Below are 21,092 nucleotides of genomic sequence, written 5' to 3'. Positions count from 1 at the left end.
GCATAGGCGAGCTGCTCGGCTGGAAGACGGAGTGGAACTGCGCCCGCAGGACGCTCCAGGCGGCGGAGGGCGAGGCGGCCGGGCGCGAGGCCGCAAGCCCGTCGGGCTGCCGCACATGGTGACCCACGACCTGCGCCACTTCTTCGCCTCCGCCCTCATTGCCGGCGGGGCAAGCGTCAAGCAGGTCCAGCTCGTCCTCGGCCACGCGTCCGCCGTCATCACGCTGCGGATCTACGCCCACCTGTGGCCGGGCGAAGAAGACCGCACCCGGTCCGTAATGGACGCCGTGCTCGGCGGCCTGCGGACCGGGTGCGGACTGTACAACCAGCGGATCAAGGAACCCGCACGTCAAAGGCAATGATCGAAGATCAAGCCTTCTTGGTCTCCCAGAAGATCTTGTCGATCTGGGCGATGTAGTCCAGGGCCTTCTGGCCCGTGGCCGGGTCGGTGGAGCCCTTGGCGGCGCTGAGCGCCTTCAGGGTCTCGTTGACCAGCTGGTGCAGCTCCGGGTACTTCTCGAAGTGCGGGGGCTTGAAGTAGTCGCTCCACAGCACCGAGACGTGGTGCTTGGCCAGCTCCGCGCGCTCCTCCTTGATGGTGGTGGCGCGGGCGCGGAAGTGCGGGTCCTCGTTGGCCTGGAACTTCTCCTGGATGGCCTTGACGGACTCGGCTTCGATGCGGGCCTGGGCCGGGTCGTACACGCCGCACGGCAGGTCGCAGTGCGCGCTGACCTGAACCTTGGGGGCGAACAGGCGGGAGAGCATAGAGCTGTCCTTCCATTCGTGATCGTCTTCTCAGGTGCGAGATTACTCCGTGCGGGAAGGCTTTTCTCGGGTGCCCCGGGGGGCTTAGGTCAAAAGTCCGGTGACACTCCGGGGTTCCCGGGAGTGTGACCTGGGATGGTGGGGCGGATGGCGGAGTACGGACCGGAGGTGCCGTGATGCAGGAGCAGCTGCGTGATCGCGGGCAGGAGAGGGACCGCGAGCAGCACGGCCTGCTGCGGATGGGGCTGGCCGAGGTGTACAACCCGTCGATGCAGCCGTCGCTGTATCCGGGCGACCAGTTGGTGGTGCGGTACGGGGTGCCCGTGCGGCCGGGGGACGTGGTGGTGCTGCGGCATCCCTTCCGGCAGGACCTGCTCATCGTCAAGCGCGCGGTGGAGCGGCGTGAGGGCGGCTGGTGGGTGATGGGGGACAACCCGGACGTGGAGAACGACAGCCGGGAGTTCGGGGCCGTGCCGGACGAGCTGGTGGTGGCCCGGGCGTGGTTGCGGGTGCGGCCGCTGCCGGGGCGGACCGGGCGCCGGGGTCAGCTGTCGACGGCGGGGCTGCTGTCGTGGGCGCTGTCGGCGGTGCGGCCGGTGCGGTCGCGGTCGCGGGCCAGGGACGCCGTGCGCGGGGTGGGCGCGGCGTCGGCCGGGCGGCCCGCGTCGAGGCGTTTACGGGCGCGGTAGGCGGCGACGTTGGCGCGGGTGGCGCAGCGGTCCGAGCAGTAGCGCCGGGATCGATTTGTCGATGTGTCGAGATAGACGTTGCGGCAGGGCGGGGCCTCGCAGATGCCGAGCCGGTCCGCGCCCAGTTCGGTGAGGTGGAACGCGAGCCCCATGGAGGCGGTCGCGGCGAATCCGGCGCTGGCGTTGGCGGCGTAGTCGGCGATGTGCATGTGCCAGTCGGGGCGGCCGTCCTCGTCCCGCAGCTCGTGCCCGGAGATCTGCGGGCTCACCGGGAACTCGATGAGCAGCGCGTTGAGCAGGTCCACCGCCAGGACCTCGTCCCCGTCCGCCGCCGCCTCGAAGACCGCGCGCAGCCGTGCCCGTACCGACCGCAGCCGGGTGACGTCGGCGTCCGTCGCGCGCCGGGCCGACTGCCCGCTCTCGCCGAAGAGGGTGCGTACGGCCTCGACCGAGGTGAGCGCGTCGGTGCCGCGTGCGGGCTCCTCGCTGTTGACCAGACGCACGGCGAGATCTGAGTAATAAGCCAGTTCCACTTGTGGTCCTTACGGGGGCGGTCTATGGTCGGTTTCGGTCAGGTCAAGTAATAGGCGGTCTGTGTGCCAGGGTATTACGGGCTACGACATGGAGGAACGCGATGACGGACCCGGACACGCCACGGCTCAACGCCGCGGATCGCGCGTACCGCAAGGAGCGGCAGGCCCGGGCCAAGGCCGAGGGAGCCCAGGACTGGGTGGACTGGTGGGGCCCGTCGCCGAGCGGTTCACGATCTTCGGGAATCCGGCGGACGGCGACCACGAGGACGGCGAGGTGCAGCCCGCCGGCTGGCACGCGGACGCGCTGCGCGAGGCGGGGTTCGCCGAGGCGCGGCCCGTGTGGTGCTCGGTCTCGGACGCGATGGTGCTCGGGCTCAAGTAGGTGTTCGGGCTCACGTAGCAGCGCTCACGTAGCAGCAGCGCTCGTGGAAGCGGCGCTCGTGGAAGCGGCGCGAGGGCGGTACCGAGCCTCACAGCCCCGTACCGCCCTCGCCTCGTCTCCCTACAGCACCTTCGACAGGAACGACTTCGTCCGCTCGTGCTGCGGATTCGTCAGCACCTCACGCGGGAGTCCGGCCTCGACGACCACCCCGTCGTCCATGAAGACGACCGAGTCCCCGACCTCCCGGGCGAAGCCCATCTCATGCGTGACGACGATCATCGTCATGCCGTCCTCGGCGAGCCCGCGCATCACATCGAGGACGTCGCCGACCAGCTCCGGGTCGAGCGCCGAGGTCGGCTCGTCGAAGAGCATCAGCTTCGGCTCCATGGCCAGCGCCCGCGCGATCGCGACCCGCTGCTGCTGGCCGCCGGAGAGCTGCGAGGGGTAGTTGCCCGCCTTGTCGGCGAGGCCCACCCGGTCCAGCAGCTTGCCGGCGCGCTCCCGGGCGACCGCCTTGCTCTCTCCCTTGACCTGCACCGGCGCCTCGATCACGTTCTCCAGCGCGGTCATGTGCGGGAAGAGGTTGAAGCGCTGGAAGACCATGCCGATGTCGCGGCGCTTGGCGGCGACCTCGCGGTCCTTCAGCTCGTAGAGCTTGTCGCCCTTCTGCCGGTAGCCGACCAGGTCGCCGTCCACGTACAGCCGCCCGGAGTTGATCTTCTCCAGGTGGTTGATGCAGCGCAGGAAGGTGGACTTCCCGGAGCCGGACGGGCCGATCAGACAGAACACCTCGCGGGGCGCGACCTCCAGGTCGATGCCCTTGAGGACCTGGACGGCGCCGAAGGACTTGTGGACGCCCTCGGCCTTCACCATGGCGTTCATACGCTCACATCCCCTGGCGGTTGGAGCCGGACAGCAGGTTGACCCGGATGCGCTGCAGCGGCGTCGCGGGCAGGTTCCGGGTGGTGCCGCGCGCGTAGTAGCGCTCCAGGTAGTACTGGCCCACGCTCAGCACCGAGGTGAGGATCAGGTACCAGGCGGCGGCGAGGAACAGCATCTCCGCGGTGGCGCCGGAGTTCTGGCCGACCTCCGAGGTGGCCTGCAGCAGGTCCCAGTACTGGACGGCGATCACCAGCGAGGTGGTCTTGAGCATGTTGATGAACTCGTTGCCGGTCGGCGGCACGATCACCCGCATGGCCTGCGGCAGGACGACCCGGCGCAGCGTCTTGGCGTGACTCATGCCCAGCGCCTGCGCGGCCTCGGTCTGGCCCTCGTCGACGGACTGGATGCCCGCCCGGCAGATCTCCGCCATGTACGCGGCCTCGTTCAGCCCGAGGCCCAGCAGGGCGGCCAGGAACGGGGTCATGAAGTCCGACCACTCGTCCTTGTAGATCGGCATGATGTTGATGTAGTGGAAGACCAGCCCCAGGTTGAACCACACCAGCAGCTGCACATAGACCGGGGTGCCGCGGAAGAACCAGATGTAGCCCCAGGCGATGGAGGACGTCACCGGGTTCTTCGACAGCCGCATCACGGCCAGGACGATGCCGAGGGCCACACCGAGCACCATCGCCAGGATGGTGATCCAGATGGTGTTGCGGACGCCCTTGAGGACCTCGCCGTCGAAGAAGTAATCCGGGATGGCGGCCCAGTTCACATCGCCTTCGGCGAAGGCGTAGACGAGCGTCACCAGCAGCGCGATGGTGACGACCGCGGAGACCCAGCGGCCGTAGTGCCGCACCGGGATGGCCTTGATGTCCTCCGGCGCGGGAGACGGGGTGCCGACGGGCCCCGCCTTGTCGATCTTCGTTGTCACGGATGAGTGCCTTTCAGCGCGAGCATGCGAGCGGGAGGTCGGCCGGTCACTTGCCGCCGTTGATGATCGCCTTGGCGACCGCGCCGTCCTTGACGCCCCACTTCGCGACGATCTTGTCGTATTCGCCGTTCGCGATGAGGAGGGCGAGCCCCTGCTGGAGGGCGTCACGCAGCTCGGTGTTGTCCTTGGAGACGGCGATGCCGTACGGGGCGGCTTCCACCTGGTCGCCGACCAGCTGGAAGTCCTTGCCGCCGCCGGAGGTCTTCACCGCGTACGCGGCGACGGGGAAGTCGCTGGCCCCCGCCGCGGCGCCCCCGCCGCGCAGCCGGGTCTGGGCCTCGGTGTCATTGCCGTAGGCCTCGACCGCGACCTTCTTCTTGCCGCTCTTCTCGCACTTCTTCGACTCGGCCTTGGCCAGGTCGTGCGAGACGGTGCCGCGCTGCACGACGATCTTCTTGCCGCAGAGGTCGTCCCAGGTCTTGATGCCCTGGTCGTCGCCCTTCTTGGTGTAGATCGAGACACCGGCGGTCAGGTAGTCGACGAAGTCGACGCCCTCACCGGCCTTCTTGCCGGTGTCGGGGTCGACGCCCTGCTGACGGCCCTTGTTGTCCGTCATGGCCGACATGGCGATGTCGTAGCGCTGCGAGCGCAGACCGGACAGCAGGGTGTCGAACGTGGCGTTGTTGAACTCGAACCGGACGCCGAGCACCTTGCCGAGCGCGTCCGCCAGGTCCGGGTCGAGCCCCATGACCTTGCCGTTCTTCTTGAACTCGACCGGCGGGTAGTTGATGTCGGAGCCGACCTTGACCACACCCGCGTCCTGGATCTTCTTCGGCAGCTTGCTGAAGAGCGGCCCCTTCTCGGCGGCGTTGCCGGAGCCTCCCGTCTTCGCCTTGTCGGTCTGGTCGCCACAGCCCGTCAGCAGCAGGGCGCCCACGGCCACGATGGCGCCGACGGCGACCGTCCGGGACTTCGTGGTGACCCGGCGACGCGTGAAGCTGGCGGTCATGCTGGTTCCTCCGGCGGGGTGAAGGGATGTCCGAGGTTCGGGAACACGCGTGTGAGTGTCGCGATCTCGTGTGATTGGGGCATCTTGCCATCCGGACGGGCACGCTCGGGCGGCGATCCATGTCAAAATCGGATAACGGGCGATCCCCGTGGTGCACAGGAAACGGACACCGGGCTGTACAGCCCAGGTGTGGGGAGCGGTACGAAATTGTGATCATGCGGCGAATGACGCGTGACGGCGGCATGCATATTCGAGGCTGCTTCGACCGCTTCCGACGGTTATGAGAAGTTTCCGAACACCACCACTACGGAAGCCGTTCGTTCTGGGTGCACGCTTCCGGTAGAACAGACGGCTACCCCCTCATCCGGGGCTCAGGGCGCGAGTGCGACGCGCCCGGCGTCCGTATCTGATTCCGCGTGGCGGGCATCTGCCGCGCGGCGCCGGACGCGGTGCCCGCCCGCCCCCAACCTGGGGCGGTTACCCTCGACAGAAAAACGACAAAGGGGTCAAAAAGTGGCAGCGGAGATGGTGAATCCTCGCAGCGACAGCGCAAACGACAGCGACGAAGGAGCCGGCGGAGTGACCGACGGAGAGCCCTTCGATCCCGCTTTCGCGCTGCACCGGGGCGGCAAGATGGCCGTCCAGGCGACCGTGCCCGTGCGTGACCGGGACGATCTGTCCCTCGCCTACACGCCGGGCGTCGCGAAGGTCTGCAGCGCGATCGCCGAGCAGCCCGAACTCGTCCATGACTACACCTGGAAGTCCCAGGTCGTGGCCGTGGTGACGGACGGCAGCGCGGTGCTCGGGCTCGGCGACATCGGCCCCGAGGCGTCCCTGCCGGTAATGGAGGGCAAGGCGATCCTCTTCAAGCAGTTCGGCGGCGTGGACGCGGTGCCCATCGCGCTCGACTGCCGGGATGTGGACGAGATCGTCGAGACCGTCGTCCGGCTCGCGCCCTCGTTCGGCGGCGTCAACCTGGAGGACATCTCCGCGCCCCGCTGCTTCGAGATCGAGCGCAAGCTCCAGGAGCGCGTCGACATCCCGATCTTCCACGACGACCAGCACGGCACGGCCGTCGTCACCCTGGCCGCCCTGCGCAACGCGGCCAAGCTGACCGACCGCGCGCTCGGCCAGCTGCGCGCCGTCATCTCCGGCGCGGGCGCCGCCGGTGTGGCCATCGCCCGGATCCTCACCGAGGCGGGCATCGGAGACGTCGCGGTCTGCGACCGCAAGGGCGTCGTCTCCCCGGACCGCGACGACCTCACCGAGGTCAAGCGCGAGCTGGCCGGCTTCACCAACAAGGCGGGGCTCACCGGTTCGCTGGAGACCGCGCTGGACGGCGCCGACGTCTTCATCGGCGTCAGCGGTGGCACCGTGCCGGAGGAGGCGGTGGCGAAGATGGCGCCCGGCGCCTTCATCTTCGCGATGGCCAACCCCAACCCGGAGATCCACCCCGAGGTCGCGCACCAGCACGCGGCCGTGGTCGCCACCGGGCGCAGCGACTTCCCGAACCAGATCAACAACGTGCTCGCCTTCCCCGGCATCTTCGCCGGTGCCCTCCAGGTCCGGGCCTCCCGGATCACCGAGGGCATGAAGCTCGCCGCCGCCGAGGCCCTGGCCTCCGTCGTGGCCGACGAGCTGAGCGCGGACAAGGTCATCCCGTCGCCCTTCGACGAGCGGGTCGCCCCGGCCGTGACCGCGGCCGTGGCCGCCGCCGCCCGCGCGGAGGGCGTGGCGCGCCGCTGAGCCTTCGCCGACCGGCGTAACGGGGCCGGGCCGCCCACGGGGCGGCCCGGCCCCGCGTCGTGAGTGCGCCGGCGCTCGGGTGCCCCCGTTCTGAACCGAGCCTCAAAAATGGGGGGCGTGGTTCCGTCGTCCCCCGCCGCGGGCCTATGGTCGGGATCATGTTCGCTGCCTATGCCGCACGTATCGACCACGACCAGCCGCTCAGCGGCCTCGAACTGGGCGAGCGCCCCGAGCCGGAGGCACGGCCCGGCTGGACGACCGTCAGCGTCAAGGCCGCCTCGCTCAACCACCACGACCTGTGGTCGCTGCGCGGGGTCGGACTCGGCGAGGAGGCGCTGCCGATGATCCTCGGCTGTGACGCCGCCGGGGTCGACGAGGACGGCAACGAGGTCGTCCTCCACTCGGTCATCGGCCAGAGCGGCCACGGCGTCGGACCGCGTGAGCCCCGCACCATCCTCACCGAGCGCTACCAGGGCACCTTCGCGGAGAAGGTCGCCGTCCCCACCTGGAACCTGCTGCCCAAGCCCAAGGAACTGTCCTTCGAGGAGGCCGCGTGCCTCCCGACGGCCTGGCTGACCGCTTACCGCATGCTGTTCACCAACGCGGGCGTACGGCCCGGCGACAGCGTGCTGGTGCAGGGCGCGGGCGGCGGCGTGGCCACCGCCGCGATCGTGCTGGGTGCCGCCGCCGGGCTGCGGATGCTCGCCACGAGCCGGGACGAGGCCAAGCGCAAGCGGGCGGTCGAACTCGGCGCCGAGGGGGCGTACGAGCCGGGGGAGCGGCTGCCGCGGCGGGTGGACGCGGTGATCGAGACGGTCGGCGCCGCGACCTGGTCGCATTCGGTGAAGTCCCTCAAGCCCGGGGGCACGCTCGTCATCTCGGGCGCCACCAGTGGCCCCAACCCGCAGGCCACCGAGCTGAACAGGATCTTCTTCCTGGAGCTGAAGGTCGTCGGGTCGACGATGGGCGGCAAGGACGAGCTGGAGGACCTGCTGAGCTTCTGCGCGGCGCGGGGGGTGCGGCCGGTGATCGACTCGGTGCTGCCGCTGGGCCGGGCGCGGGAGGGGTTCGAGAAGATGGCGGGCGGCGATCTGTTCGGCAAGGTCGTGCTGACGGTCTGACGGTCTGGCGGTCTGACGGTCTGACGGTCTGGCGGTCTGGCGGTCTGAGGGGCTGACGGACTGGCGGTCTGAGGGACTGACGGTCGCGGGGGTCATGGCGGACCGACCGGCGGTCACATCTGGCGCAGATTGCACTCCTGTTCGATCGGTCACGGTCGAGAGCGATGACTTGTCATCACTCTTGGTAAAGGGTCTGGTGCTCTCCGGAGTGGGTGCGGATAATCGTGCCGGGGGGATGCACATGATTGCTTCAGTACCGCCGTTGCCGAAAATCGAGTTGCTGATCGACGCGCTCGAACAGCTCGTCACCCTGCCGCCGGGCCATCGCGGCCCGGCCCCGCAGATCCTGCTCACCCAGCTGACGGAGGGGCCCGAGGCCGGGCGGATCGCCGACGGCCTGTGCGCGCGCTTCAGCGCGGGCGGCCGCGCCCGCGTTCCGTTCGCCCAGGTGGCGGGCGAGGCCGAGGCCCCGCGTCAGGAGCACGTGGGGGTCACGTTCCAGAAGATCGAGGAGGAGCTGCTGCGCAACCGGCCCGGCGGCTTCGGCAGACTGAGACTGCCCCAGTTCCGGCTGATGCGCGGCATCGTCGAGACCGACCTCGCCGGATGCCTGCCCGGCACTCAGGCCACGGAGCTGCGCAACCGGAGCTACGAGGCGCGCTGCGCCGACTCGGTCGTCCTGCGCGCCCTGCAGGCCGTGAGCGGCGGGGAGGTGCCGCCGCCGACCATCCCGGGAACCGCCTGGTACTGGCTGCGCCGGCCGCTGTTCGGCCTGCTTCCGCGCTGGTGGTACGGGTGGCGCCATGGCCGCCGGATGACCCGCAGGGGCAGTTGGTACCGCAGCTGGGCCGAACTGCCCGAGGGCGGGCCCGGCTTCTTCGCCGACGCCTGTCGGCTGACCGTGGGCACGCCCGGCGTCGCGCGGCGCGAGCCGATCGTCGATGTGCTGCTGCGGGCGCTGCTCGCCGACCTCGAGCGGGCCTTCCGCCACCCCCGGCTCTCGCCCTGGGGGCGGCGCCGCCGCCATCGCGTCGTGCTCGTCTTCCCGCAGCCGCCGGCCCTCGGCGACGACACCGGCCGGCTGCTGGAGCAGTTCCCCCAGGCGGTCGAGGAGACGGGGTGTACCGGGGTGATGCTGCTGGCCGCGGTGAGTCCGGGCCAGGAGCGCACGGAGAGCTTCGCCGAGGCCGCCATCACGCTGAAGTCGTGGATCGGGACCACCGGCGCGGGCGGCGCCCGGGTGGTCCGGGTGGGCGTGGAGCCGCATGCGGACGACGAGGACGCGGCGCGCTGGCTCGGCCGCAATCCGGAGATCGCCGTCGGCCGCAGCCGTTCCGACGCGGCGCCGCGGGTGGAGGCCGCCGTCGCGGCGGTGGCGGGCGTCACCGTGCTCGGGCTGCTCGGCGGGTACGGCGTGGTCGTGGTGACGGCGAGCAGCGACACCGCCTGCCTCGGCGGCAGCGGCGCGTCGTCGGCCCCGGCGGTGTCCGGGACCGGTGGGGCCGGCGGCGGGCGGAGCCGCCCACCGGACCGGAGTCCGCGGGCCGTCTATGGCGATGCGGTGGCCGCCATCACCCGGGAGAACGGGCGAGCCGACAAGGCGGCCCGCTCGGGCGACACGGTCCGGACGGTCGGCTATCTGGGGGTGCCGGTGACCGCCGACGACTGGGGCGAGGCCATGTACAGCGGCGCCATCCCCGAGGTGCGCGGCATCGCGCTGGCCCAGGAGGAGATCAACGAACAGGCGGATCAGCAGAAGAGCGGCAAGGTCTGGCTGAAGGTCCGGCTGATGGACGCGGGCGAGGGCTTCTCCCGGGCGCCCGGGGCGGCCACGGCACTCGCGAAGGAGGTCAAGGCCGCCGAGCGCGCCGGGCAGGGCGAGCAGTTCCTGGGCGTGGTCGGCCTCGGCCAGAGCCGCCCGGGCACCCTCCGCGCCCGGGACATCCTCGCCGGGGCCGGGCTGCCCATGATCGGCACCGCGGCGACCGCCGAGGAGATGCAGCGTTCGCCGATGTACCGCCAGGTCGCTCCCGACAACCGCCGGGAGGCGCGCGTCGCGGCGGACTTCGCGCGGCACGCCAATATCGTGCAGACCGCGCCCGGGACCTGCGCACCCGCCAAGAAGGCGGTGGTGATCGGGGATCCGACCGACATCTACAGCGCGAATCTCGGCGACCGGTTCGCCGAGGAATTCCACGACGTCCACCGCATCTGGTATCCGGTCCAGCGGCCCTCCGCCGCGCCGACCCCGGAGCGGAAGGGCCAAGGGGACGAATGGGTCTCCCACACCTCCCAGATGGCCGACAGCATCTGCCGGAGGCTCAAGGAGGAGCCCCGCACGGTGGTGTACTGGGCGGCCCGTGCCCATGAATTCGAGAACTTCCTCGACGACTTCGACGGCCGTACCGGCTGCAACGGCCAATCGACCGTGCTCGGTGGCAACGACCTCGACAACGCGGTGGTCGAGCAGCAGCACCCCAGCGAGAAGCACCCCAGGCTGCGGCTGTATTACGCGGCGCAGGGCCTGGCGAAGGACAGCTCGCCCAATGTGAAGGGCGACGACTTCCGCCGGAGGTATGCCGCCGCCTACGGGAGCGACCTGTGGAGCAATGACGCCCGGGTGCCGCTCGCCTCGGACGCGCTCGGTGTGCTGTCCGAAGGGATCAACGCGGCGTACCAGAGCGCGGGCACGGCGCCCTTCGGGCGGGGCGGGGTGCAGTCCGCGCTGGAGCAAGGGGTGGGCGGAGCGGAGGGGCTGCGCGGGGCCAGCGGTTCGCTGATCTTCGGCAAGGGCGACAAGACGCCGGTCAACAAGCGGCTGCTCATCCTGCACGACACCAGGGGCACCTCACCGGAGATCGCGCTGGAGTGCGGCATACGTGACAGCGGCGACGAGGCGAAGACCTGGGGGCCGAGCGGCGCGTTCGACTGCCCGCGCGACCAGGACGAAGACGGTGAAGGGGGCGGAGAGGGAGAGGGCTGATCAGCGGGCCGCCGAGTCCCCGCCGAACGCCCAGCCCGACCAGCGGGTGACCTCGACGGCGATCACCGGTCCGCGCGGCGGCTGGTCGGCGTACTGCGGGTACTTCTCCACCAGCCGTCGCACCGGGTCCGCCCGTTCGGCCGCGGCCTCGGCCGGAACGATCCGCGCCCGGCCGTCGGCCCGCACCCACCACAGCTGCCGCCAGTCCTCGTCGTAGTGGTCGACCAGGAGGGAGACCGCCGGGTTGGTGTGGATGTTGCGCAGGCGCTTCAGGTCCTGGTGCCGCTTGGGCTTGTGATCCACGGCGGTGACCACGGTGGCCGGGCCGTCCGGGCCGTCCGGGGCGTCCGCGCCGTCCGGGGCGGTGAGCGCGAAGGTGGCGGGCACGAGATGCGGCCGGCCGCTCTCGTCGGTGGTGGCCAGCCGCAGCACCCGGGCACGAGCGAAGCGCCGCCGCGCCTCGGAGGTCTCCAGTCGCATACCGGCGAGGCTACTGCGGCGCCTCGTCCCGCGGCCGGACGCGCGCCCGGGGCTACTCCCCGGCGGGGCCGCGCAGCCGACCGGTGATCCGGGCAGCCGTCTCCGCCAGCCGGCGGCGGGCGTCGGCCAGTTGGGCATCGGTCACCCCGTGGTCCCGGGCGGCGTCGCGGATGTCGTCGCGGAAGCGGTCGAGCAGCCGGTCCAGATCGCGGGCGGGGTTGTCCGACGGGGTGAACTCCGTGGCCCAGGCGGGCTCGGCCGGTGCGCCGCCCCCGTCACCGTTACCGCCGCCACCGCCCCCGTCACCGTTACCGCCGCCACCGCCGCCCCCGTGCTGGGCGGGGCCGGGCGCCGGTTCCGGTGCGTCCGCGTGCGGGCCGGTGGTCCTCGTCCCCTCGTCCGGGCCCGTCCACCCCGGCGGGAACACGCCCTGCCGGGAGAGCCGGCTCATGCTGCGGGACACCTCGCCGAGCCCGTCCCGTACCGCCCGCTGCCAGTCGCCCGCCCGGATGTGCTCCTGCGTCTGCTCCTGGACGCGCCGGGCGACCCGCTGGACCTCTTCGAGCGCGAACTCCTGGGCGTCCTTGGCCTGCTTACGGGCGCGCTGGGCGTCCTGCCGGGCGCGGCGGCTCTCCTCCTTCGCGCGGCGGGCCTGTTCCTTCCACTCCTCCTTGGCGCGCCGCATCTCCTCCTTCGCCTGCCGCCAGCTCTCGCCGCCCTCCCATGGGCCGTCCCAGGGGCCCTGTGGGCCCGCGCCGCCTTCGGAGGTGCGGGCCTGCCGGGCGGCCTCCCGCATCTCCCGCCGCAGATCGTCGGCGGAGCCGCGGACGTCCTCGCGGATCTCGGCGGCGAGTTCGGCCATCGATTCGCGGATCTCCAGCTCCAGGTCGGCCAGTTCGCCACTGCGGTCGGCGAGTTCGGCGCGTCCGGCGTCGGTGATGGAGTAGACCTTGCGGCCGCCTTCGGTGGTGTGGGTGACCAGGCCTTCGGCCTCCAGCTTGGCCAGGCGCGGGTAGACGGTGCCCGCGGAGGGTGCGTACAGCCCCTGGAAGCGCTCCTCCAGCAGCCGGATGACCTCGTAGCCGTGGCGCGGGGCCTCGTCGAGCAGCTTGAGCAGGTACAGGCGGAGTCGGCCGTGGGCGAATACGGGGGGCATCAGAGGACCTTTCCCTGCGGACCGCCGGTGGTGCCGGAGCTGTCGGTGGTGGCCGGGCTTCCCGCCGTGCTGTCGGCGCCGCCGGGCGGCCCGTCACGGAAGCCGTCCCCGTCCCCTTCCCCCTCGACGGGTGGGCGCCGCAACAGCGCTATCGCGCCGGAGACGGTGGTGGCCTTGAGGCTGCCCCGGCCCGAGCCCAGGTTCCCAGTGATCCGCTTGGCGCCCCACCGGCCGGTGACCCGCAGATCCTCGAAGGCGTTGGAGACGGGCCCGCTCGCGGTGTTGGCCTCGATCCTGGCGTCGGCGGGGTGCGGCAGCCGGATGGCGATCTCACCGGAGACGGTGGTGAGGCTGATGTCCGCGCGCTCCGTGCTCGGGGCGAGGTCGAGCACCATGTTGCCGCTGACGGAGTCGGCCTTGACGACCGGTCCCGAGCCCTCGATGACGGTGAGGTCGCCGGAGACGGAGTTGAAGCGCAGTTCGCCGGTGACGGCCTGGGCCTCGACCCGGCCGGAGACGGTGTCCGCGCGCACCGGGCCGGTCAGCCCGACGAGGGTGGCGTCGCCCGACACGCCGCGCACCTCCGTCCGGCCGCCCAGCCCGGAGGCGACGGCGGAGGCGGTGACGACCCCGATCGAGGCGGCGGCGGAGGTGGGCACGGCGAGGGTGACGTGGACGGTGCGGTGGTAGCCCTTGCGGTCGAGCCACTTGAGCAGGCCCTTCCACGGGAGGTCGTCGTACGCGACGCTCAGGGTGCCGTCCCGCAGGGTCACCTTCAGCGGTGGGCCCTCGATGTCGGAGAGCTCCAGCCGGGCGGGGCCGCCGTCGGTCCCGACCACGTTGACCGTGCCGTCCACGATGCGTACGTGGAGCGCGGAGACGGGCTCGTCGAAGGTGAGCTTCTGTGGTTCGCCGAACGACCACTCTGACCGGGCTGACATCCCTGGCCTCCCTGGCTGAATGCGGTCACGCAACATATCGCGTCTTACCACACACGATATGTCGCGGGTCGCTGGAGTCAAGCCCGTCCCGGGCCGGGGCGAGGCACCCCGGCCCGGATGCCTCCGCGCGACAAAGGCATCCGCGCGGAGGTATCCGGATTTTGCTAGAGCATCGCTAGAGCACTGGTGGAGCATCATGGAGTACGAATGTTCGAGACTGTTACCTTCGTGCCCCCAGAATCGGGAAGAAAGAGGGCAGTGAAGGTAATGGCGTCACAACCCTTCAAATACTCGGTGCCGCGCGATTCTCAGGATCTGCGCTCCGTCGCCCAGTTACTCTTGCGGGCGGCCCACCACCACCCCGATTCCGGGGTACGTTACGTGACGGCGGAGGCGGATCGCGCCACAACACGTCAGACGTATCCGGAACTTCTGCGGTCCGCGCGCCAACTCCTCACTCCGCTTCGCGATTACGGGCTGCGGCCGGGCGACAAGGTGGCCCTGCTGCTGGAGGATCAGCGGGAATTCCTGACGGTCTTCTGGGCCTGTCTGTTGGGCGGGTTCGTACCGTGCCCGATGGTGCCGATCCCCGGCGACCCGGCCCGCTGGGCTGCCCAGCTTTCCCACGTCGACGGGCTTCTGGACCGTCCGCTGTTGGTCACCACCGAGGCGATGGGCGCCGAGCTGCCCGATGTGCCCGGGCTCGCCGTGGCCACGGTGGAGCGCCTGCGGGACGCGGACAGCGCGCCCGCCGCGGACGGCGGGGCGCCGGCGCATATCGCCGCACCGGAGGACCTTGCCCTGCTGGTGCTGACCTCCGGCTCCACCGGGAATTCCAAAGCGGTCATGCTCACCCATGGAAACATTCTCGCGTCCATGGCCGGAAAGGCCGGAAAGCAGCAACTCACGGACGCCGACACCACCTTCAACTGGATTTCCTACGACCATGTCGCCGCGCTTCTGGAAGCGCATATGCTGCCGCTGTACGTCGGCGCCGAACAACTGCATACGGAGGCGTCGGTCGTCCTTGAGGAACCGCTGAACTTTCTCCGCATCATCTCCCGCCACAAGGTCACGATGACCTTCACCCCGAATTTCCTCCTGGGCCCGCTGAACGCATCGGCCCGGGAGCTGTCCGAGGAGATATCGGCGGGCGGGGAAGGGCTCGACCTCGGCTCGCTGCGGCATATCGTGAGCGGCGGCGAGGCCAATGTCGTCGCCACCGGCGAGGCGTTCCTCGCCCACTACGCCCCGTACGGACTGCGGGCCTCCGTCCTCTGGCCCGCCTTCGGGATGACCGAGACCTGCGCCGGGTCCATCTACAACCGTGCCTTTCCCGTCACCGACGTGGGCCAGGAGTTCGCCAACCTCGGCACCCCCGTCGAGGGGCTGAGCATCCGGGTCGCCGACGACGACCACCGGCCGCTGCCCCCGGGCGAGGTCGGGGAACTCCAGCTCAGCGGGCCGATGATCACCGGTGGCTACTACAACGACGAGGCCGCCACCAAGGAGGCCTTCACCCCCGACGGCTGGTTCCGCAGCGGCGACCTCGGCCGCATCGACGACGGCCGGCTGACCCTCGTCGGACGCAGCAAGGACAGCATCATCGTCAACGGCGTCAACTACTTCAGCCATGAGATGGAGGCCGCGCTGGAGCAGCTCGACGGGGTGGCGGGCGGCTATGTCGCGGCGTTCCCCACCCGCCGCCCGGGCAGCGACACCGAGCAGCTGGTGATCGCCCTCCACCCCGAACTCGCGGACGACGACGAGCCCGGACTCCACCGTCTGATCACCGCCGTGCGCTCCACCGTGGTGATCCACTGGGGCTTCCGGCCGTCCCTCATCCTGCCGCTGCCCCGGGACGCGTTCCCCAAGACCAGCCTGGGCAAGACGCTGCGCCGGCGGATGCGGAGGCGGCTGGAGTCCGGCGGCTTCGACGAGGTCATCGAGCGGGTGGCGGAGCTGACCACCCGGCGGCTGGGCGGCCACACCCCGCCGGAGGGCGAGACGGAACGGGTCCTCGCCGGGATCTACGCCGAGATGTTCGACACCACCGCGGAGCGGATCAGCGCGACGGCGAGCTTCTTCGACCTCGGCGGCACCTCACTGGACATCCTGCGGCTGCGGCACCAGGTCATCCGGCGGCTCGGGGTGACGGATCTGCCGGTCATCACCGTGCTCACCTCGCCCTCGGTGCGGGAGCTCGCCGCCCGGCTGACCGGCGGCGGCCCGTCCGCGCCCGAGGAGTACGACCCGATCGTGCCGCTGCAGACGGGCGGCACGAAGACCCCGCTGTTCTGTGTGCACCCGGGCGTCGGTGAGGTGCTGGTCTTCGTCAACCTCGCCAAGTACTTCGTCGGCGACCGGCCGTTCTACGCGCTGCGCGCCCGCGGGTTCAACGAAGGGGAGAAGCCCTTCGAGAGCTTCCAGGAGATGGTGGACGCTTACGTGCGGGCGATCCGCGCCCGGCAGCCGCACGGCCCGTACGCGGTCGCCGGGTATTCGTACGGCGGCGCCGTGGCCTTCGAGATCGCCAAGGCGCTGGAGGCGGAGGGCGAGCGCGTCGACTTCACCGGCAGCTTCAACCTGCCGCCGCACATCAAGTACCGCATGGACGAACTCGACTTCATCGAGACCGCCGTCAATCTCGCCTTCTTCCTCGACCTGATCAACAAGAAACAGTCCCTCGACCTCCCGGGCGAGCTGCGCGCCCTGCCCCAGCGGGAACAGCTCGCGCGTCTGCTGCGGTTCGCCCCACAGCGCCGGCTGGCCGAACTCGACCTGGACCTGGACAAGTTCACCGCCTGGGCCGAGCTGGCCCACGGGCTCACCGGCCTGGGCCGCACCTACCGGCCCAGCGGCACCACCCGCTCCATGACCGTCTTCTACGCCATCCCGCTGCGCGGCACCAAGGAGGACTGGCTGAACAACGAACTCCGCAGATGGGACGAGCACACCACGGAGCCGAACCGGTATGTCGACGTCCCCGGTGAGCACTACACCCTCATGGGGCCCCAGCACGTCGCGGCCTTCCAGGCCATCCTCCGCAAGGAGCTGGACCGCGCGCTGGGCGACGGATGAGCAGGACCACGGAAGAGGAGAAGAGCACGGTGGAAGGCAAGAAGATCCTGATCACCGGCGCCAGCGGGCAGGTCGCCCGGCCGGTGGCGGAGGCCCTGGCGGCGGACAACGAGGTGTGGTGCCTGGGCCGGTTCGGCACTCCCGGCGTCGAGGAGGAGCTGCGCGCCCGGGGCATCACCACCTTCCACTGGGACATGAACGACCTGGGGGAGTCGGGCTATGAGGGGCTGCCGGACGACTTCACCCATGTCTTCCACTCGGCGGTGCGGCGTGGCGAGGACGGCGACTTCAACGCCGCCGCCGAGGTCAACTCCATCGCCTGCGGACGGCTGATGACCCACTGCCGTACCGCCGAGTCGTTCCTGTTCGTCTCGACCGGCGCGCTGTACAAGCGGCAGACCCTCGACCATCCGTACGCCGAGAACGACCCCGTCGACGGCGTGGCCGACTGGCTGCCCTGCTACCCCGTGGGCAAGATCGCCGCCGAGGGCGCGGTGCGGGCGTTCGCCGGGGTGCTGAACCTGCCGACCACCATCGCCCGGCTCAACATCGCGTACGGCCCGGGCGGCTACGGCGGGGTGCCGATGCTGTACTTCAAGCGGATGCTCGCGGGCGAGCCCATCCCGGTGCCCGTCGAGGGCCAGAACTGGTGCTCGCTGCTGCACACCGACGACCTGGTCGCCCAGGTGCCCGCACTGTGGGCGGCCGCGGCGTCCCCCGCCACCCTGGTCAACTGGGGCGGCGACGAACCGGTCGGGATGACCGATCTGGTGCGGTACCTGGAGGAGCTGAGCGGGATCGAGGCGCGGCTCGTACCGAGTGAGGTGACGCGGGAGACGTACCAGTTCGCCCCCACGCGCCGCCGGGAGATCACCGGCCCCTGCCGGGTGCCGTGGCGCGAGGGCGTACGCCGCACGCTCCAGGCCCTCCATCCCGAGCACATCAAGCCGGCCTACGCCGCCTGAGGAGAGACGAAGACCGTGGCATCACGCAACATCGAGGTCATCCGCGCCGCCTACGCGGGGTTCCGGGACCGCGACGTCGAGGGGATCCTGTCGGCCATGCACCCGGACGTCGAGTGGGTCCACCCGGCCGGGATGGCGAAGTACGGCCTCGGCGGCACCAAGCTGGGCCACGCGGGGATCAAGGAGTTCCTGGCACACGTCCCGAGCGTGCTGGGCGGGATGAGACTCGCGCCGGAGGAGTTCATCGAGCAGGGCGACCGGGTCGTGGTGTTCGGCACCCGGGAGGTGACGTCGCGCGGCGGCAGAACCGCCACCCTGGACTTCGTCCACTCGTGGACGATGCGGGACGGCAGGGCGACGAGGATGGAGGACATCTTCGACACCGTGGCCTTCCACGACCTGATCGAAGCTGACCGGAGCGAAAGCTGACACATGAGCGGAAGCTGGAACGTGAGCGGAAGCTGACCGGGGCGGAAGCTGGAACGTGAGCGAAAGCTGACCGGGGCGGAAGCTGGCGTGATCGACAGCTGACACCGGCCATCGGCGCGGCCCCCCCCAGGCCGCCCGCCCCCGTTGCCGTGAGGGCGGGCGACCCGCCTGTGGGGGACAGGGGTCAGGGACCGGTCAGACGGTGGTGACGACCTCGTCGTACTCCAGCCGCGGCAGACGGCCCATCCAGGAGTTCGGCCCCGGCTTGCCGATGTTGACGACGCAGACCGCTTGGTGGCGGCCGTCGCCGAAGAACTCCTTGGAGACGGCGACGGGATCGAAGCCGGTCATGGGCCCGGCCGCGAGCCCGGCGGCGCGCACACCCAGGATGAAGTAACCCACCTGCAGCGCCGCGTTGAACTTCGCCGACGCCTCCCGGAAGCCCGGCTCCGCGAAGATGGCCTGCGGGTTCTCCATGAACGGGACGAGCTTCGGCAGCTCCTCGTGGAAGTCCAGGTCCGCGGCGAGGATCGCCACCAGCGGCGCCTTCGCGGTCTTCTCCTGGTTCATGCCCATCATGTGCGGCACGAGCCGGCCGCGGGCCTCCTCCGACCGCACGATGACGATGCGCAGCGGCTGCTGGTTCATCGAGGTGGGCGCGTACTTCACCAGCTCGTAGATGGCGCGGACCTGCTCCTCGGTCACCGGCTCGTCGGTGAAGGTGTTGGCCGTGCGGGCCTCCAGGAACAGCTGGTTCTGCGCCTCCGGCGCGAGGGTGAGGTGCCGCAGGGCATCGCTGTTCTCCGGTGTGCTCATCGAGCGCTCTCCTCATGACTCGTGCACGGCGCCTGGACGCGTACGCGATGGTGAATTAAATGGACTGGACGGCCTAGTCCATCGTAGTGAGGGAAGGCTAGACTCACAGGTCCATCAAGGCAAGACCGGCTCACAGCGAGGAGGTTGGACCGTTGCGGACGGACAACGGTCCGCGGCGCGGCGCCGCGGGACGGCCGGCGGGGCCGCAGCCCGCCAAGCGCCAGGCGATACTGGAGGCGGCCGTCGCCGTCTTCCTGCGCGAGGGCTACACCCGGGCCGGCGTCGACGTCATCGCGGACCGGGCGCGGGTCTCCAAGCAGACCGTCTACAACCACTTCGGCGACAAGGAACGGCTGTTCCTCGCCGCCGTCGACGGTGAACGGGAGCGGGTCGCCGCGGGCTTCGCGCCCGAATCGCCGCACACCCCCTCCGCGGAGGACGACGGGAGGGACGTCCGCGCGGCCCTCACCGCCTTCGGCCACCGCGTCCTCGACGTACTCCTCGACGAACGCGCCTCCGCGCTGCGCCGCCTGGTCATCGCCGAAGTCGCCCGCCACCCCGCGCTGCGCCCCGCCTGCGCCGAGGGCGAGCCTCGGCAACTGGTGAAATACCTGGCCGAGATGCTCGGCCGCCGCACCGACCGGGGCGAGCTGGACGTCCCCGACCCCGCCTCCGCCGCCCAGCAGTTCGTGGCCCTCATCGTCCAGCAGGGCCTGCACCAGTCGATGTACGGCACCCGCCCCATCGCCGCCGTCGACGCCACGGCCATCTGCGAGAAGGCCGCCGACCTGATTGTCCGCGCGTACCGCACATGACGTGCGAGGAGGTGGCACCCATGCGTGCGAACGTTCTCGGACCGCTGACCCTGCGCCACGGCGCTCTGTCCGGAGTCCCCAGCGCGATGAAGCCGCGCAAAGTCCTGTCCCTGCTGCTCCTCAACGACGGCCGCATGGTGCCGGTGCAGTCGCTGATGGCCGAGCTGTGGGGGGATCAGCCGCCGCGCACCGGGATCACCACCCTGCAGACGTACATCCTGCATCTGCGCAAACTGCTCGCCCAGGTGCTCGGCACGTCCTCCGCCACGGTCACCCGCGACGTCCTGCAGACCAGGCCCGGCGGCTACGCGTTAGTGGTGCGCCCCGGCCAGCTCGACGTCCACGACTACCGCACCCTGGTCGCCCGGGCCGAATGCGCCCTGGAGGTCGGCGACGAACGGTCCGCCGACACCGCCTTCCGGCGGGCCCTCACCCTCTGGCAGGGCCCCGCCCTGGTCGACGTCTCCCCGCACGGCCGCCCGCTGCAGGCCGAGGTCGCCCGGCTGGAGCAGTCCCGGCTCACCGTCATCGAGCGCGGCATCGAGACCCGGCTGCGGCTCGGCGGCCATCTGGAGGTGCTGAGCGACCTCGCCTCGCTCGTCGTCGAGCACCGCTTCCACGAGGGCCTGCACAGCCAGTACATGCTGGCCCTTCACCGCTCCGGCCAGCGCACCCGCGCCCTCGGCGTCTACCACCGGCTGCGCATGACCATGACCGAGGAGCTGGGTCTGGAGCCCTCCGCCAAGCTCCAGCGCCTCCAGCAGGCCGTCCTGGTCTCCGACCCACGCCTCGACCACGAAGCGGGCACCCCGGGCCGCGGCCCGGTGGTGGCGTAGCGGCTACGCCGTTTCCTGTTCCAGGGCAGCCGGGTCAGGGCCGGCTCCGCGAGCCGTTCCGGATCGGCGCGGGAGGCGCCGTACACGGCCTGGGCGGCGATCCCCTCGGTGAGTGCGCGGTCAAAGACCGCGCGTCACTCCCGGTCAGATGTCGTCGTCCTCGTCGTCGAGCCGGGCCAGCCACGTCGCCAGCCGCTCCACCGGCACCTCGAAGTCCGGATTCAGGTCGACGAACGTCCGCAGCTGCTCGGCGAGCCACTCGAAGGTGACTTCCTCCTCGCCGCGTCGCTGCGCGAGCTCCTCGATGCCGCGGTCGGTGAAGTACAAGGGTCGCTCCGGGGTGGGTGTGGCGGATCTACCGGCCCAGGATATGCGTCCCGCGGCGACCGCCGGCCGCGGACGGCGAGCTGTACGACTTCGGCCTGACCGTCACCGCCGGCGGCCGGACCGCCCGGCCGGGCGACCCCGGCACGGTCATTCCACCGCCCGGCCGAGGAGCCAGGACACCACCGCCCGTACGGCGCCGGTGA

General features: G+C 70.8%; 20 protein-coding genes and 1 pseudogene. 11 read left to right on the top strand and 10 right to left on the bottom strand.

The window, feature by feature from the left end; all coding sequences use genetic code 11:
* Positions 1-115: 115 nt before the first annotated feature.
* Positions 116-361 carry a tyrosine-type recombinase/integrase gene (locus ASC60_RS42655; RefSeq protein WP_055547888.1) on the top strand — a complete coding sequence of 82 codons (246 nt, stop codon included), beginning with the start codon at positions 116-118 and terminating at the stop codon, positions 359-361.
* Positions 362-368: 7 nt separating this feature from the next.
* Here ASC60_RS42655 and sodN read toward each other — a convergent pair whose 3' ends face one another.
* A complete protein-coding gene (gene sodN / locus ASC60_RS06960; protein WP_055547886.1) occupies positions 369-764 on the bottom strand; it encodes a superoxide dismutase, Ni in 396 nt (131 codons plus the stop codon).
* Between the two features lie 176 nt (positions 765-940).
* Between sodN and sodX the strand changes: the two are divergent.
* Positions 941-1,384, top strand: a pseudogene (sodX, locus tag ASC60_RS38865) (nickel-type superoxide dismutase maturation protease); the annotation flags it as partial.
* Here the strand turns inward: sodX and ASC60_RS06955 are convergent.
* The gene (locus tag ASC60_RS06955) at positions 1,309-1,986 is read right to left on the bottom strand and encodes a CGNR zinc finger domain-containing protein (RefSeq protein WP_055547884.1); all 678 of its coding nucleotides are present in this window, start codon (positions 1,984-1,986) and stop codon (positions 1,309-1,311) included. The pseudogene sodX and the gene ASC60_RS06955 sit on opposite strands and share 76 nt — an antisense overlap.
* Before the next feature lie 205 nt (positions 1,987-2,191).
* Here ASC60_RS06955 and ASC60_RS42075 point away from each other — a divergent pair, with 205 nt between their 5' ends.
* Positions 2,192-2,368 (top strand): hypothetical protein, encoded by a 177-nt coding sequence (locus tag ASC60_RS42075; protein WP_199830885.1) that lies wholly within the window; start codon positions 2,192-2,194, stop codon positions 2,366-2,368.
* 120 nt (positions 2,369-2,488) lie between these two features.
* Here the strand turns inward: ASC60_RS42075 and ASC60_RS06950 are convergent, their stop codons facing one another.
* The 3 genes from ASC60_RS06950 to ASC60_RS06940 are packed head-to-tail and all read right to left on the bottom strand — an operon-like array spanning position 2,489 to position 5,193.
* Positions 2,489-3,250 (bottom strand): amino acid ABC transporter ATP-binding protein, encoded by a 762-nt coding sequence (locus ASC60_RS06950; RefSeq protein ID WP_055547882.1) that lies wholly within the window; start codon positions 3,248-3,250, stop codon positions 2,489-2,491.
* A 4-nt stretch (positions 3,251-3,254) separates the two neighbouring features.
* The gene (locus ASC60_RS06945; RefSeq protein ID WP_055547880.1) at positions 3,255-4,184 is read right to left on the bottom strand and encodes an amino acid ABC transporter permease; all 930 of its coding nucleotides are present in this window, start codon (positions 4,182-4,184) and stop codon (positions 3,255-3,257) included.
* A gap of 46 nt (positions 4,185-4,230) precedes the next feature.
* A complete protein-coding gene (locus ASC60_RS06940; RefSeq protein ID WP_055547878.1) occupies positions 4,231-5,193 on the bottom strand; it encodes an ABC transporter substrate-binding protein in 963 nt (320 codons plus the stop codon).
* 513 nt (positions 5,194-5,706) lie between these two features.
* On the opposite strand from ASC60_RS06940, the gene ASC60_RS06935 reads away from it, so the two are divergent.
* The 3 genes from ASC60_RS06935 to ASC60_RS06925 all read left to right on the top strand — a co-directional run bounded on the left by ASC60_RS06935 (position 5,707) and on the right by ASC60_RS06925 (position 11,043).
* Positions 5,707-6,939, top strand: a complete 1,233-nt coding sequence (locus ASC60_RS06935; RefSeq protein ID WP_055547876.1) for an NADP-dependent malic enzyme — start codon at positions 5,707-5,709, stop codon at positions 6,937-6,939.
* A 158-nt stretch (positions 6,940-7,097) separates the two neighbouring features.
* Positions 7,098-8,060 (top strand): zinc-binding dehydrogenase, encoded by a 963-nt coding sequence (locus tag ASC60_RS06930; RefSeq protein WP_055548728.1) that lies wholly within the window; start codon positions 7,098-7,100, stop codon positions 8,058-8,060.
* Between the two features lie 241 nt (positions 8,061-8,301).
* Complete coding sequence (locus tag ASC60_RS06925) at positions 8,302-11,043, top strand: hypothetical protein (protein ID WP_055548725.1); 2,742 nt, start codon at positions 8,302-8,304, stop codon at positions 11,041-11,043.
* Here ASC60_RS06925 and ASC60_RS06920 read toward each other — a convergent pair whose 3' ends face one another.
* Genes ASC60_RS06920 through ASC60_RS06910 form a run of 3 tightly spaced genes read right to left on the bottom strand, consistent with a single transcriptional unit; the run spans position 11,044 to position 13,620 of the window.
* Positions 11,044-11,523 (bottom strand): TIGR03668 family PPOX class F420-dependent oxidoreductase, encoded by a 480-nt coding sequence (locus tag ASC60_RS06920; protein ID WP_055547874.1) that lies wholly within the window; start codon positions 11,521-11,523, stop codon positions 11,044-11,046.
* Positions 11,524-11,575: 52 nt separating this feature from the next.
* A complete protein-coding gene (locus ASC60_RS06915) occupies positions 11,576-12,679 on the bottom strand; it encodes a PadR family transcriptional regulator (protein WP_055547872.1) in 1,104 nt (367 codons plus the stop codon).
* Positions 12,679-13,620 (bottom strand): DUF4097 family beta strand repeat-containing protein, encoded by a 942-nt coding sequence (locus ASC60_RS06910; protein ID WP_055547870.1) that lies wholly within the window; start codon positions 13,618-13,620, stop codon positions 12,679-12,681. The genes ASC60_RS06915 and ASC60_RS06910 overlap by 1 nt, the downstream gene beginning before the upstream one ends.
* A 267-nt stretch (positions 13,621-13,887) precedes the next feature.
* On the opposite strand from ASC60_RS06910, the gene ASC60_RS06905 reads away from it, so the two are divergent.
* Genes ASC60_RS06905 through ASC60_RS06895 form a run of 3 tightly spaced genes read left to right on the top strand, consistent with a single transcriptional unit; the run spans position 13,888 to position 18,095 of the window.
* Entirely contained in the window at positions 13,888-16,701 is a 2,814-nt protein-coding gene (locus tag ASC60_RS06905; RefSeq protein WP_055547868.1) for a non-ribosomal peptide synthetase, read from the top strand.
* The gene (locus ASC60_RS06900; RefSeq protein WP_055547866.1) at positions 16,698-17,666 is read left to right on the top strand and encodes an NAD(P)-dependent oxidoreductase; all 969 of its coding nucleotides are present in this window, start codon (positions 16,698-16,700) and stop codon (positions 17,664-17,666) included. Before ASC60_RS06905 ends, ASC60_RS06900 begins: the two co-directional genes overlap by 4 nt.
* Positions 17,667-17,681: 15 nt before the next feature.
* Positions 17,682-18,095, top strand: a complete 414-nt coding sequence (locus ASC60_RS06895) for a nuclear transport factor 2 family protein (protein ID WP_055547865.1) — start codon at positions 17,682-17,684, stop codon at positions 18,093-18,095.
* A gap of 195 nt (positions 18,096-18,290) precedes the next feature.
* Here ASC60_RS06895 and ASC60_RS06890 read toward each other — a convergent pair whose 3' ends face one another.
* The gene (locus ASC60_RS06890; protein ID WP_055547862.1) at positions 18,291-18,911 is read right to left on the bottom strand and encodes a malonic semialdehyde reductase; all 621 of its coding nucleotides are present in this window, start codon (positions 18,909-18,911) and stop codon (positions 18,291-18,293) included.
* A 152-nt stretch (positions 18,912-19,063) separates the two neighbouring features.
* On the opposite strand from ASC60_RS06890, the gene ASC60_RS06885 reads away from it, so the two are divergent.
* Together ASC60_RS06885 and ASC60_RS06880 are read left to right on the top strand one after the other, a co-directional pair.
* Positions 19,064-19,726, top strand: coding sequence for a TetR/AcrR family transcriptional regulator (locus ASC60_RS06885; RefSeq protein ID WP_055547860.1), 663 nt, complete (start codon positions 19,064-19,066; stop codon positions 19,724-19,726).
* A 20-nt stretch (positions 19,727-19,746) separates the two neighbouring features.
* Positions 19,747-20,562, top strand: coding sequence for an AfsR/SARP family transcriptional regulator (locus ASC60_RS06880; RefSeq protein ID WP_055547858.1), 816 nt, complete (start codon positions 19,747-19,749; stop codon positions 20,560-20,562).
* Positions 20,563-20,706: 144 nt separating this feature from the next.
* On the opposite strand, the gene ASC60_RS06875 is transcribed toward ASC60_RS06880, so the two are convergent.
* Positions 20,707-20,889 carry a DUF6104 family protein gene (locus tag ASC60_RS06875; protein ID WP_055547856.1) on the bottom strand — a complete coding sequence of 61 codons (183 nt, stop codon included), beginning with the start codon at positions 20,887-20,889 and terminating at the stop codon, positions 20,707-20,709.
* Between the last annotated feature and the right edge of the window lie 203 nt (positions 20,890-21,092).

The organism is Streptomyces sp. NBRC 110028, assembly GCF_001417735.1.
In the GTDB taxonomy this organism is placed as follows: Bacteria; Actinomycetota; Actinomycetes; order Streptomycetales; family Streptomycetaceae; genus Streptomyces.
The sequence above is the reverse complement of the archived record's forward strand: the minus strand, read 5'-3'. Positions and strand labels throughout refer to the sequence as shown.

Excerpts from the sequence above, each read along its gene's own strand:
- ASC60_RS06915 (WP_055547872.1), bottom strand. The coding sequence starts at position 12,679 with ATGCCCCCCGTATTCGCCCACGGCCGACTCCGCCTGTACCTGCTCAAG.
- ASC60_RS06925 (WP_055548725.1), top strand. The coding sequence starts at position 8,302 with ATGATTGCTTCAGTACCGCCGTTGCCGAAAATCGAGTTGCTGATCGAC.
- ASC60_RS06930 (WP_055548728.1), top strand. The coding sequence starts at position 7,098 with ATGTTCGCTGCCTATGCCGCACGTATCGACCACGACCAGCCGCTCAGC.
- ASC60_RS06950 (WP_055547882.1), bottom strand. The coding sequence starts at position 3,250 with ATGAACGCCATGGTGAAGGCCGAGGGCGTCCACAAGTCCTTCGGCGCC.
- ASC60_RS42655 (WP_055547888.1), top strand. The coding sequence starts at position 116 with ATGGTGACCCACGACCTGCGCCACTTCTTCGCCTCCGCCCTCATTGCC.
- ASC60_RS06910 (WP_055547870.1), bottom strand. The coding sequence starts at position 13,620 with ATGTCAGCCCGGTCAGAGTGGTCGTTCGGCGAACCACAGAAGCTCACC.
- ASC60_RS06940 (WP_055547878.1), bottom strand. The coding sequence starts at position 5,193 with ATGACCGCCAGCTTCACGCGTCGCCGGGTCACCACGAAGTCCCGGACG.
- sodN (WP_055547886.1), bottom strand. The coding sequence starts at position 764 with ATGCTCTCCCGCCTGTTCGCCCCCAAGGTTCAGGTCAGCGCGCACTGC.
- ASC60_RS06920 (WP_055547874.1), bottom strand. The coding sequence starts at position 11,523 with ATGCGACTGGAGACCTCCGAGGCGCGGCGGCGCTTCGCTCGTGCCCGG.
- ASC60_RS06880 (WP_055547858.1), top strand. The coding sequence starts at position 19,747 with ATGCGTGCGAACGTTCTCGGACCGCTGACCCTGCGCCACGGCGCTCTG.
- ASC60_RS06890 (WP_055547862.1), bottom strand. The coding sequence starts at position 18,911 with ATGAGCACACCGGAGAACAGCGATGCCCTGCGGCACCTCACCCTCGCG.
- ASC60_RS06900 (WP_055547866.1), top strand. The coding sequence starts at position 16,698 with ATGAGCAGGACCACGGAAGAGGAGAAGAGCACGGTGGAAGGCAAGAAG.
- ASC60_RS06905 (WP_055547868.1), top strand. The coding sequence starts at position 13,888 with ATGGCGTCACAACCCTTCAAATACTCGGTGCCGCGCGATTCTCAGGAT.